Genomic DNA, 11,738 nt, shown 5'->3' on the forward strand with positions numbered 1-11,738 from the left:
TCAGTGCGCCCGGCTGACCGTCGAGCGCAGCCGCGGATCGACGATGGTGTAGAGGATATCAACCACGAGATTGATGGTGACGAAGATCAGGGACACCATCATCAGATAGGCCGCCATGATCGGGATATCGACGTTCTGAACCGCCTGCACGAACAGGAGTCCCATGCCCGGCCACTGGAACACGGTCTCGGTGATGATTGCGAACGCAATGACCGAGCCAAATTGCAGGCCGGCGACGGTAATCACGGGAACCAGTGTGCTGCGCAGCGCGTGGCCGAAATGGATGGCCCGCGTGGTCAGCCCGCGCGCGCGGGCGAAGCGGATGTAGTCGGTGCGCAGCACTTCCAGCATCTCCGCGCGGACCAGCCGCATGATCAGCGTCATCTGGAACAGGCCGAGCGTGATCGAAGGCATGATCAGCGCCTTCAGGCCTGACAGCGTCAGAAGGCCTGTCGTCCACCAGCCGATATGCACGACGTCGCCGCGGCCGAACGAGGGCAGCCAGCCGAGCGTCACCGAGAACAGGTAGATCATGAGAATGCCGATCAGGAAGGTCGGCAGCGAGATGCCGATTAGCGAGACGGCCTGGAAGATGTGCGCGAGCCAGCTGTCACGGCGCAGCGCCGAATAGACCCCCATCAGGATGCCACTGATCATCGCGAAGATGGTGGCGCAGATCGCGAGTTCCAGCGTCGCGGGCATCCGCTCCATCAGCAGGTTGGTGACAGGCAGGCGGAACTGGTACGACACGCCGAACTTGAATTGCGCGGCGTTGCCGACATAGCGGCCGAATTGCACGATCACGGGATCGTCGAGGCCGAGCGATTTTCGGATCGCGGCGCGCTCGGCGCCCGAGGTGTCCATCCCGACCATCTGGTTCACGGGATCGCCGGCAAAGCGGAACATCGAGAACGAAATGATCCCGACGGCGATCATGACACCGATGGCCTGGATGGCTCGGCGCAGTGTGAAAGCGAGCATCTGTTCCTTTCACATGTCTTCAGCAGCACGCATCATCGCGTTAGCCCGAAACGGCAAGGCCCGGAAGTCATCGCTTCCGGGACTTCACAAGATGTCGACACCTACTCGTCCTGCTTGGTCGCCCAGTAGAGCATGACCATGTTGTCCGCACGCTGGGTCAGCTTCACCTTCTTCGACACGCCCCAGGCGAGCGCCTGCTGGTGCAGCGGCACGTATGCCCAGTCCTTCATCGAAATCTCGAAGGCCTGCTTGATCAGCTGATCGCGCTTGGCCGTATCGGATTCCACGAGAACCTTGTCGGCGAGTTCGTCGAACTGCTTGTTGCAATAGCCGGCGAGATTGGCTTCACCGCGGTTGGGGTCCTTGGGGTCGTCCCGGCAGCCCATGATGTCGTGGAGCACGTTCTGGGAGTCGAGCGTATCCGGGGTCCAGCCCAGCATGAACAGCGAGGTCTTGTAGCCGCCGGGCTTCAGCACCTTGGCGAAATACTGGGCCTTGGGTTGCGCCAGCAGGTCTACCTTGATGTTGATGCGGGCGAGCATCCCAACGATGGCCTGACAGATCGCGGCGTCATTGACGTAACGATCATTCGGGCAGTCCATCGTCACTTCGAAACCGTCCGCATAGCCGGCGTCTGCCAGAAGCTTCTTGGCGGCGTCGGGATCGAACTTCGGCCGGGTGAAATCCTTCGAGGGAAAGATCTCCGGGGCCACCATCAATGCGGACGGTGTGGAGAGGCCGCGCATCACGCGATTCTTGATCAGGTCGACGTCGATCGCCCGGTAGACGGCTTCGCGGACGCGAACGTCCTTGAATGGGTTCTTGCCCTTGATGTTGGAATACAGGAGTTCGTCACGCGCCTGATCCATGCCAACGAAGATGGTGCGGAGCTCGGGTCCCGTCAGCACCGTGGCGTTGGGGCTTGCTTTGACGCGCTCGATGTCCTGGACCGGAACCGGCTCGATCACGTCGACCTCGCCCGATAACAGCGCCGCGACACGCGTGGCCGGGTTTGCGATCGGCGTAAAGACGATCTCCTTCAGATTATGCTCCGGCTTGCGCCACCAGTTCGGATTGGCCTTGAAGACGGTCTTCACGCCTGGCTGATGGCTCTCGATGGTAAAGGCGCCGGTGCCGTTTTCATGGAGCGAGGCATAGCTCGGGGTCGTCGCGGCGGCCGGCGTCGGTGCCACCGCATCGTTCGCCTCTGCCCATTTTTTGTCCATGATGTACCAGGTCGCCCACAGCGCCGTCAGGATGGGATTGGGCGAGGTCAGGATGAAATCGACGGTGTAATCGTCGACCTTGACGACCTTTGCATCGGCGGGAATGCGGCTCTGGAAGTTCGAACCTTTCGCTCGCACGCGCTCGGCCGAGAACACCACGTCATCGGCGGTGAAGGGGTCACCGTTGTGGAATTTCACGCCCTTGCGCAGGTGAAAGCGCCAGCGCGTCGGCTCCGGCGTCTCCCAGCTTTCGGCGAGCGCCGGGATGATCTTCAGGTCCTTGCCGCGGGCGACCAGGCCTTCATAGACATGGCCGAGATGCGCACTGGTGGTCGACTCGTTCAGCGTGTAGGGGTCGAGCGACTTCAGCTCACCCTGGTTGGCGTAGCGCAGCGTCTGGCCCGACACAGGCGAAACCGCCAACGCCAGCACACCGGCGAGCGTCGCCGCAAACAGACTTCGTCCGACTGACATTCTTGACCCTCTCCACTCGCCCGCACCGTGATTTTTGATTGTTCGGCGGGGCTGATCGATCCATGTTGCCCAGAGTTCTCGACCCGTGCAAGCGCCATTCCAGCAAGGAACGCGCCAAGTTGCACCGCTGTGCAGCAATGCTGACCGGCAATTTAGGGGCGGGGGGCACGTGGGCGACATTGGACTTTCGGCCAGCCGGGTCCCGGGAATGAGGGCGGAAACGGCCCGCCGGGGCCCATTCGCGCCGACAATTCGATTGACCATATCCGCCGATTGCGGACGCCCGTGTCCGGCCCCACGTCTCAGGTCGCTTGCGTCGCACGCCATGTCGCGGCGATACTGTGTGACGCCGCTCGAATCTCATCCGGAGGGGACATGAAAGTTAATATCGAAATCGACTGCACCCCCCTCGAGGCCCGCCAGTTCTTCGGATTGCCGGACGTCTCGCCGATGCAGGTTGCCGTTATGGAGAAGCTACAGCAGCAGGTCTTGAGCAATATCGACAAGGTCTCACCGGAATCGTTGATCCAGAGCTGGTTCACTTTCGATCCGAAGCTCGCAGAGCGGTTTCAGGACATGTTCGTCACCATGGCCGGTCTCGGTAGCCCGCGCAGCGGCGACAAGAAGAAATAATGCCGACCACGCGCGACGGGGCGCTAGGCTCGGCCCGGCTTCGTCCGCCGGCCCTTGGCCTGCTGCTCGCGGAGGCGCGCAGCCTGTTCGAATTCAACGCCAGCGTCCTGCTGTCGCCGCTGTTGATGCGCGCGCCCAGAGGGGATGGTCATCCGGTGCTGGCGCTGCCGGGCTTTCTCGCCAGCGATCTCTCGATGGCACCGATGCGGCGTTATCTCAGCGAACTCGGCTATCAGGCGCATGCCTGGCGGATGGGCCGCAATCTCGGCGGACTGGCGCGGATGCGGGAAGCCCTGCACACTCGCCTCACCGAAATCCACGCTGCAAGCGGACGGAAGGTCAGCCTGGTCGGATGGAGCCTCGGCGGCGTCTATGCCCGCGATCTCGCGCTCCAGGCGCCCGACATGGTCCGCTCTGTCATCACGCTCGGCAGCCCCTTTGCCAATGATGTGCGGGCCACCAACGCGACGGCGCTCTTTGAGGCGTTGTCCGGCGAGCGGGTCGAGGATTTCGCGGAAGCGCGCGAAGCGATCGCCGGCGATCTTCCGGTGCCGGCGACGTCGATCTATTCGCGCACAGACGGCGTCGTGAATTGGCGGACTTGCCTGCTGCACCCCTCCGACCGGGCCGAGAATATCGAGGTGCATTTCGCAAGCCATATCGGGCTCGGGGTGAACCCGGCTGCGTTGTGGGCCGTGGCGGATCGCCTGGCGCAACCGGAGGGGGAGTTTTGGCCATTTGACCGGGCTGGTCCGTTTGCCATTGCATATGCCCCGCCGGAGCGGGCAGTATCGCCCTGACGACCTGACGAGAAGTGCCAGTCAAAGGCACCCGTCGAATTTGAGCGGAGGGAACTATGGCTGACGGTAAGAAGCTGTCGTCGCTGGACGCGTCGTTTCTCTATCTGGAAACGCCGGAGATGCCGATGCATGTCGGCAGCATGGCGATCTTTCGCCTGCCCGACGACTACAAGGGCGATTTCTTCGAAGACTTCAAGGCGATGATCGTCTCGCGGCTGCATATCGCGCCGATCCTCAAGGCGCGCCTAGAGAAGGCGCCGCTCGACATCGATCATCCGACCTGGGTCGAGGACGACCAGTTCGACATCGACCGTCACATCTTCCGCGCCAGCCTGCCGGCGCCGCGCGACCGCGCCACGCTCGAGCGCATCGTCGGCTGGATGCATGCCAAGCTCCTGAACCGCGCCCGCCCGCTCTGGGAGTTCTATGTATTCGAGGGCATGAAGGACAACGAGGTCGGGCTCTATTCCAAGATGCACCACGCCGCCATCGACGGCGGCGCCGGCGCGGCCTTGACCAACATGATCTACGACATCTCGCCGATCCCGCGAAAGGTCGAGCCGCCGACGGCCGGGTCGAAGCCCGGGCAGGAGCCGCGCGACATCGCCGCCAATCTGCTCGACTCGTATCAGCAGCTCTTCACCCAGCCGCTCGATGCCTCGGCGGCTGCGAAGAACCTGCAACTGCCGCGCACCGGCAAGAGCGACATCGGCTCGATCCTGTTCGACAACGCGATGTACCAGATCGAGAGCGCGGTGCGCTTTGCCGGCAATATCCCGACCATGGTCAAGAGCGTCTCCGACGTGCTTGGCAAGATTTCCGATCCGAAGTCGCGCGAGAGCCTCGCCAGCATGGTGTCGCCGCCGACCATGCTCAACAAGTCGATTTCGTCGGAGCGGAGTTTTGCCGGCGTGTCGATTTCGCTGTCGCGATCCAAGGCGCTGGCCAAGCAGGCCGGCGGCAAGCTCAACGATGTGGTGCTGGCGCTCGCCTCCGGCGTGGTCCGGCGCTACCTCAAGCAATATGGTACGCTGCCGGCGAAATCGCTGACCGCTGCCGTGCCGATCTCGCTGCGTGAGGAGGGCAACACCGAGGCCAACAACCAGGTCTTCGGCATGATCTGCTCGATCGCGACCAACATCGAGGACCCCAAGGCACGACTCGAAGCCATCATCGCACAGTCGACCAAGTCCAAGGAGATGTCGCATCCGCTGCGGGCCCTGATGCCGCAGGTTTCCAACATCTCGATGCTGGGCGCGCCGATCATCGTGCAGATCATGGCGCTGCTTTACAGTCGCTCAGACCTGTCGGATGTGCTGCCGCCGGCTGCGAACATCACGGTGTCCAACGTGCCGGGGCCGCGGCAGACGCTCTATGCCGCCGGCGCCGAGCTGCTGCACATCTTCCCGGTGTCGATCTCGACACATGGGCAGGCGCTGAACATCACCGTGCAGAGCTACCGCGACCAGCTCGATTTCGGCTTCATCGTCGGCGCCAACATCATTCCGCACGTACAGGTGATGTGCGACATGCTGCCGGGGGAGTTTGCCGCGCTCGAAGCGGCCTATGCGCCACCCGCGGCCGACATCAAGGGCGCTGCTGAGTAGGAATTCTGCCATGATTGACATGCCGCCGCTGAAGTTCGTGCAGACGAACGGAATCCGCATGGGCTACTACGAGGCAGGCCCAGTCACCGACAAGCCGCCGATGGTGCTGTGTCACGGCTGGCCGGAGCTCGCCTTCTCCTGGCGCCACCAGATCAAGGCACTGAGCGAGGCCGGCATCCGCGTGATCGCGCCGGACCAACGCGGCTATGGCGCGACGGAGCGACCCGAGCCGGTCGAGGCCTATGACATCGAGCATCTGACCGGCGATCTAGTCGGGCTCCTTGATCATCTGAAAATCGACAAGGCGATCTTTGTCGGCCACGACTGGGGCGGCTTCGTCGTCTGGCAGATGCCGCTGCGCCACATCGACCGGGTCGCCGGCGTGGTCGGCATCAACACCCCCCATACCAACCGCGCCTGGGCCGATCCGATCGAGCTGTTGCGCACGCGCTTCGGCGAAAAGATGTACATCGTGCAGTTTCAGGATCCGGCGCACGAGCCTGACAGGATCTTTGGCAGTCGCGTCGAGCAGACCTTCGACGCCTTCATGCGCAAGCCGGCGCCACGTCCGGCTGATGCGCCGGCAGAGGATGTGGTCGCGGGTGTCGGGGCCTCGCCGCGGGTCAATCTGGCGTTTCCGCAGATGATCGCCGGCTATGACGCCAAGCACGATCCGCGCACGCCGATCTTGTCGGCGGAGGAAAAGCAGGTGTTCGTCGACACTTTCACGAAGACCGGTTTCACGGGCGGCATCAACTGGTACCGCAACATGTCGCGCAACTGGGCGCGCTCGGAGGGCCTCGATCACACCGTGCGGGTGCCGTCGCTGATGATCATGGCCGAGAACGACGCGGTGCTGCCGCCGTCGTCGGCGGACGGCATGGAGAAGCTCATACCCGATCTGGAGAAATATCTGGTCAAGGACAGCGGCCATTGGACGCAGCAGGAGAAGCCGGAAGAGGTCAGCGCCAAGCTGATCGAATGGCGTCGAAGGCGGTTTGGCTAGCTCGTCATTGCGAGCGGGGGGAAGCTGGCAATGTCATCGAAGAACCGTCTGGGTCCGATTCCGCATCCGCCGACCAAGCCGGTGGTCGGCAACATGCTGTCGCTGGACTCGGCCGCGCCGGTGCAGCACCTGACGCGGCTAGCCAAGGAGCTCGGCCCGATCTTCTGGCTCGACATGATGGGGTCGCCGATCGTCGTCGTCTCCGGCCATGATCTCGTCGACGAGCTCTCCGATGAGAAGCGCTTCGACAAGACGGTGCGCGGTGCACTGCGCCGCGTGCGCGCGGTCGGCGGCGACGGTCTGTTCACGGCCGACACCAGGGAGCCGAACTGGAGCAAGGCGCACAACATCCTGCTGCAGCCGTTCGGCAACCGCGCCATGCAGTCCTACCACCCGAGCATGGTCGATATCGCCGAACAGCTCGTCAACAAATGGGAGCGGCTCAACGCCGACGACGAAATCGACGTCGTCCACGACATGACGGCGCTGACGCTCGACACGATCGGCCTGTGCGGTTTCGACTATCGCTTCAACTCATTCTACCGGCGCGATTACCATCCCTTCGTCGAGTCGCTGGTGCGCTCGCTCGAAACCATCATGATGACGCGCGGCCTGCCGTTCGAGCAGCTCTGGATGCAGAAGCGCCGGAAGACGTTGGGCGAAGACGTCGCCTTCATGAACAAGATGGTCGACGAGATCATCGCCGAGCGCCGCAAGAGCGCCGAAGGGATTGACGACAAGAAGGACATGCTGGCTGCGATGATGACCGGCGTCGATCGCTCGACCGGCGAGCAGCTCGACGACGTCAACATCCGCTACCAGATCAACACGTTTCTGATCGCAGGCCACGAGACCACCAGCGGCTTGTTGTCCTACACGCTCTATGCGTTGCTCAAGCATCCGGACATTCTTAGGAAGGCCTATGACGAGGTCGACCGCGTCTTCGGCCCGGACGTCAATGCCAAGCCGACCTATCAGCAGGTGACGCAGCTCACCTACATCACGCAGATCCTGAAGGAGGCGCTGCGGCTGTGGCCGCCGGCGCCGGCCTACGGCATCTCGCCTCTGAACGACGAGACCCTCGGCGGCGGCAAGTACAAGCTCAGGAAAGGGACATTCACCACGATCCTGGTGACGGCGCTGCATCGCGACCCCAGCGTCTGGGGGCCCAATCCCGACGCTTTCGATCCCGAAAACTTCAGCCGCGAGGCGGAAGCCAAGCGGCCGGTCAATGCCTGGAAGCCGTTCGGCAACGGCCAGCGCGCCTGCATCGGCCGCGGCTTCGCCATGCACGAGGCTGCACTCGCGCTCGGCATGATCCTCCAGCGCTTCAAGCTGATCGATCACCAGCGCTACCAGATACACCTCAAGGAAACGCTGACGATGAAGCCGGAGGGCTTCAAGATCAAGGTGCGGCCGCGTGCGGATCGCGAGCGCGGCGCTTATGGCGGGCCCGTTGCGGCCGCGGCTTCGGCACCGAAGGCACCACGTCAGCCAACCACGCGGCCCGGCCACAACACGCCGATGCTGGTTCTTTACGGCTCCAACCTCGGCACGGCCGAGGAGCTCGCGACGCGCATGGCCGACCTCGCGGAGATCAACGGCTTTGCCGTGCATCTCGGACCGCTCGATGACTACGTCGGCAAGCTGCCGCAAGAGGGCGGCGTGTTGATCATCTGCGCCTCCTACAACGGCGCGCCGCCTGACAATGCGACGCAGTTCGTCAAATGGCTCGGCGACGACTTGCCAAAGGATGCCTTCGCCAATGTCCGCTACGCCGTGTTCGGCTGCGGCAACAGCGATTGGGCCGCGACCTATCAATCGGTGCCGCGCTTCATCGACGAGAAATTGTCGGCGCATGGCGCGCGCGCGATCTATCCGCGCGGCGAGGGCGATGCGCGCAGCGATCTCGACGGACAATTCCAGAAGTGGTTCCCGGCCGCCGCCCAGGTCGCGACCAAGGAATTCGGCATCGACTGGAACTTCACCCGCACTGCGGAGGACGATCCGCTCTACGCGATCGAGCCGGTGGCGGTGACCGCCGTCAACACCATCGTTGCCCAGGGTGGCGCTGTGGCGATGAAGATGCTGGTCAATGACGAGCTCCAGAACAAGTCCGGCGCCAATCCGTCCGAGCGCTCGACCCGTCATATCGAGGTGCAGCTTCCGTCTCATGTCACCTACCGGGTCGGCGATCATTTGAGCGTGGTTCCACGCAACGATCCGACGCTGGTGGATTCAGTGGCCCGCCGGTTCGGTTTCCTGCCGGCCGACCAGATCAGGCTTCGGGTCACTGAGGGCCGCCGCGCGCAGTTGCCGGTCGGCGATGCCGTGTCGGTCGGCCGCCTGCTCAGCGAGTTCGTCGAGTTGCAGCAGGTCGCGACACGAAAGCAGACCCAGATCATGGCCGAGCACACGCGCTGCCCGGTCACCAAGCCGAAGCTGCTGGCCTTTGTCGGCGAGGAGGCCGGGCCGCTCGAGCGCTATCGCAGCGAGATTTTGGCCAGGCGCAAATCCGTGTTCGACCTGCTGCTCGAATATCCGGCCTGCGAATTGCCGTTCCACATCTATCTGGAGATGCTCTCGTTGCTGGCGCCGCGCTACTACTCGATCTCGTCCTCGCCATCGGTCGATCCGACGCGCTGTAGCGTCACGGTCGGCGTGGTAGAAGGGCCGGCCGCCTCTGGGCGCGGCGTCTACAAGGGGATTTGCTCGAACTATCTCGCCAACCGCCGCACGGGCGATACGGTCTACGCGACGGTGCGCGAGACCAAGGCCGGCTTCCGGCTCCCGGATGATCCATCCGTGCCGATCATCATGATCGGTCCGGGTACGGGATTGGCTCCGTTCCGCGGCTTCCTTCAGGAGCGCTCCGCGCGCAAGGCCAAGGGTGCTGTCCTTGGGCCGGCGATGCTGTTCTTCGGCTGCCGCCATCCCGACCAGGATTATCTCTATGCGGATGAACTGAAGACGCTGTCAGCCAGCGGCATCACGGAGCTCTTCACCGCGTTCTCGCGCGCGGACGGACCGAAGACCTATGTGCAGCACGTCCTCGCCGCGCAGAAGGACAAGGTCTGGCCGCTGATCGAGAAAGGCGCGATCATCTATGTCTGCGGCGATGGCAGCAAGATGGAGCCAGATGTGAAGGCGGCGCTGGTTGCGATCCATCGCGAGAAGAGCGGCAGCGATGCGGCTGCGGGGACGCGCTGGATCGAGGAGATGGGCGCGAAGAACCGCTATGTGCTGGACGTTTGGGCGGGTGGCTGATTGTTCGTCCGGTCGTGCTAAAGCTGTCGCATGATTCCCTGGGAAAAGATCGACACCGCCAAAATCCCCGGCTCCGACGAGGAGCTCCGCCTGATGCGGCGGGGCAAGGAGTTCTCCATCAAGCTCGGCACCAACGAGCTGATGAACAACCGCCTGTCGGGCTCTGAAGCCGCGCTGGCAACGCTTGCGGCGAAGCAGATCGAGGCGGTTGCCAAGCCCGTCGTCCTCATCGGCGGCCTCGGCATGGGCTTTACTCTGCGCGCGGCGCTCACCGTGCTAGGAAGCAAGGCGAAGGTCGTGGTCGCCGAGCTCGTGCCGGCGGTCGTCGGCTGGGCGCGAGGCCCGATGGCGGAGGTCTTCGGCGACAGTCTCGATGATGCCAGGGTGAGCATTCGGGAGACCGACGTTGGCGAAATCGTCCGGGCGAAGAGCTCGGCCTTCGACGCCATTCTCCTTGACGTCGACAACGGGCCGGAGGGGCTGACAAGAAAGGGCAATGACGCACTCTACAGTGCGAACGGGTTGAAGGCGGCGAAGACGGCGCTGCGGCCGGGCGGCGTGCTCGCTGTCTGGTCGTCGGGACCGAACCCCGCATTCACCAAGCGCCTCGGCAGCGCCGGTTTCGACGTCAACGAGATCAATGTGCGCGCCACCGGCAGGGGCGGCGGCGCGCGCCACGTGATCTGGATCGCGAAGAAGGCCTAAGCTGCTTTCGCCGCCGCACCATGTGCATGCTTGTCGATGGCGCCGACGATTTCCGGCCAGAACCGCATCGGCAGCGCGTGGCCCATGCCCTCGATCATCAGCAGCTTTGCACCCGGAATTGACTCAGCCGTGTCCTTGCCACCCTCGGGATGCACCAGCGGATCGACGGTGCCGTGAATCACAAGCGTCGGCGTCCTCACGCCATGCAACCGTTCCTTGCGGCTGCCGGAGGCGAGCACGGCGCGGAGCTGCCGGCCGACGCCGGCCGGATTGAGCCCGCGGGCGAAGACACGTTCGGCGCGGCCTGGATCGAGCGCTTCCTCCTCCGGAAAGGAGCCGGCGCGCAAAACCTTCCAGGTCTGGCCGAAGCGGGTGATGAACTCCTCCTTGCTGCGCGGCGGCGGCGCCATCAGCATGGCCGCGGCCTCCCGCGTCGGCGGCGGCACGCGCGGATTGCCGGTGGTCGACATGATCGAGGTCAGCGAGCGTACGCGCTGCGGAAACGACAGTGCCGCCTCCTGCGCGATCATGCCGCCCATGGACGCCCCGACCAGGTGCGCCGACTTGATGCCGAGCGCGTCCATCAGGCTGACCGTGTCCTTGGCCATGTCGATCAGCTTATAGGTGGCGGCAACAGGAATCCTGAGGAAGCGAAGCTTGAGCAGTTCGAGCGGTGTCAGCCGCTTGCCGCCAGCGAGATGGCTCGACTTGCCGATGTCGCGATTGTCGAACCGGATCACGCGAAAGCCGCGTGCGGCGAGCTGCTCGCAGAACGCATCGTCCCAATGGATCATCTGCGCCCCGAGTCCCATGATCAGCAGCAGCGGCTCGGCATTGTCGTTGCCGAAAATCTCGTAGCAGATGTCGATGCCGTTGGCGCGGAGGGTCCGGGGCGGCTGATGGGCGGAGGCGGTCACGGGCGTGTTCCCTCGATCTCTTGATCATTGCTGTATCGCACGGTTTCCTCTTGTGAAGAAGCCATGTGCCCGACCGCCGCTTGCCGGTTGACCGGCACCCCGCAACGGTGTGGTATGGCGGG

General features: G+C 63.8%; 9 protein-coding genes. 6 read left to right on the top strand and 3 right to left on the bottom strand.

The annotated features are described in order from the left end of the window. Together ACP2YP_RS12835 and ACP2YP_RS12840 are read right to left on the bottom strand one after the other, a co-directional pair. Positions 1–981, bottom strand: coding sequence for an ABC transporter permease (locus tag ACP2YP_RS12835; RefSeq protein ID WP_426424534.1), 981 nt, complete (start codon positions 979–981; stop codon positions 1–3). Positions 982–1,082: 101 nt separating this feature from the next. Further along, positions 1,083–2,681 carry an ABC transporter substrate-binding protein gene (locus ACP2YP_RS12840; RefSeq protein WP_426424535.1) on the bottom strand — a complete coding sequence of 533 codons (1,599 nt, stop codon included), beginning with the start codon at positions 2,679–2,681 and terminating at the stop codon, positions 1,083–1,085. A gap of 375 nt (positions 2,682–3,056) precedes the next feature. Here ACP2YP_RS12840 and ACP2YP_RS12845 point away from each other — a divergent pair, with 375 nt between their 5' ends. Genes ACP2YP_RS12845 through ACP2YP_RS12870 form a run of 6 tightly spaced genes read left to right on the top strand, consistent with a single transcriptional unit; the run spans position 3,057 to position 10,699 of the window. Further along, complete coding sequence (locus ACP2YP_RS12845; RefSeq protein ID WP_426424536.1) at positions 3,057–3,314, top strand: DUF6489 family protein; 258 nt, start codon at positions 3,057–3,059, stop codon at positions 3,312–3,314. Further along, complete coding sequence (locus tag ACP2YP_RS12850) at positions 3,314–4,114, top strand: esterase/lipase family protein (protein WP_426424537.1); 801 nt, start codon at positions 3,314–3,316, stop codon at positions 4,112–4,114. Before ACP2YP_RS12845 ends, ACP2YP_RS12850 begins: the two co-directional genes overlap by 1 nt. 56 nt (positions 4,115–4,170) lie before the next feature. Continuing rightward, on the top strand, positions 4,171–5,721 hold the full coding sequence (locus ACP2YP_RS12855) for a wax ester/triacylglycerol synthase family O-acyltransferase (RefSeq protein ID WP_426424538.1): 1,551 nt from the start codon (positions 4,171–4,173) through the stop codon (positions 5,719–5,721). 10 nt (positions 5,722–5,731) lie between these two features. Continuing rightward, complete coding sequence (locus ACP2YP_RS12860; RefSeq protein ID WP_426424539.1) at positions 5,732–6,727, top strand: alpha/beta fold hydrolase; 996 nt, start codon at positions 5,732–5,734, stop codon at positions 6,725–6,727. 30 nt (positions 6,728–6,757) lie between these two features. Next, a complete protein-coding gene (locus ACP2YP_RS12865; RefSeq protein WP_426424541.1) occupies positions 6,758–9,994 on the top strand; it encodes a bifunctional cytochrome P450/NADPH--P450 reductase in 3,237 nt (1,078 codons plus the stop codon). A gap of 30 nt (positions 9,995–10,024) precedes the next feature. After that, positions 10,025–10,699, top strand: coding sequence for a spermidine synthase (locus tag ACP2YP_RS12870; protein ID WP_426424542.1), 675 nt, complete (start codon positions 10,025–10,027; stop codon positions 10,697–10,699). Here the strand turns inward: ACP2YP_RS12870 and ACP2YP_RS12875 are convergent. Then, positions 10,696–11,616 (bottom strand): alpha/beta fold hydrolase, encoded by a 921-nt coding sequence (locus ACP2YP_RS12875; RefSeq protein ID WP_426424543.1) that lies wholly within the window; start codon positions 11,614–11,616, stop codon positions 10,696–10,698. The genes ACP2YP_RS12870 and ACP2YP_RS12875 overlap by 4 nt on opposite strands. Positions 11,617–11,738: the final 122 nt, after the last annotated feature.

The sequence above is a fragment of the Bradyrhizobium genosp. A genome (assembly GCF_049949275.1).
GTDB lineage: Bacteria > Pseudomonadota > Alphaproteobacteria > Rhizobiales > Xanthobacteraceae > Bradyrhizobium.

Coding starts and splice junctions, on each gene's coding strand:
- ACP2YP_RS12835 (WP_426424534.1), bottom strand. CDS start 981: ATGCTCGCTTTCACACTGCGCCGAGCCATCCAGGCCATCGGTGTCATG.
- ACP2YP_RS12840 (WP_426424535.1), bottom strand. CDS start 2,681: ATGTCAGTCGGACGAAGTCTGTTTGCGGCGACGCTCGCCGGTGTGCTG.
- ACP2YP_RS12845 (WP_426424536.1), top strand. CDS start 3,057: ATGAAAGTTAATATCGAAATCGACTGCACCCCCCTCGAGGCCCGCCAG.
- ACP2YP_RS12850 (WP_426424537.1), top strand. CDS start 3,314: ATGCCGACCACGCGCGACGGGGCGCTAGGCTCGGCCCGGCTTCGTCCG.
- ACP2YP_RS12855 (WP_426424538.1), top strand. CDS start 4,171: ATGGCTGACGGTAAGAAGCTGTCGTCGCTGGACGCGTCGTTTCTCTAT.
- ACP2YP_RS12860 (WP_426424539.1), top strand. CDS start 5,732: ATGATTGACATGCCGCCGCTGAAGTTCGTGCAGACGAACGGAATCCGC.
- ACP2YP_RS12865 (WP_426424541.1), top strand. CDS start 6,758: ATGTCATCGAAGAACCGTCTGGGTCCGATTCCGCATCCGCCGACCAAG.
- ACP2YP_RS12870 (WP_426424542.1), top strand. CDS start 10,025: ATGATTCCCTGGGAAAAGATCGACACCGCCAAAATCCCCGGCTCCGAC.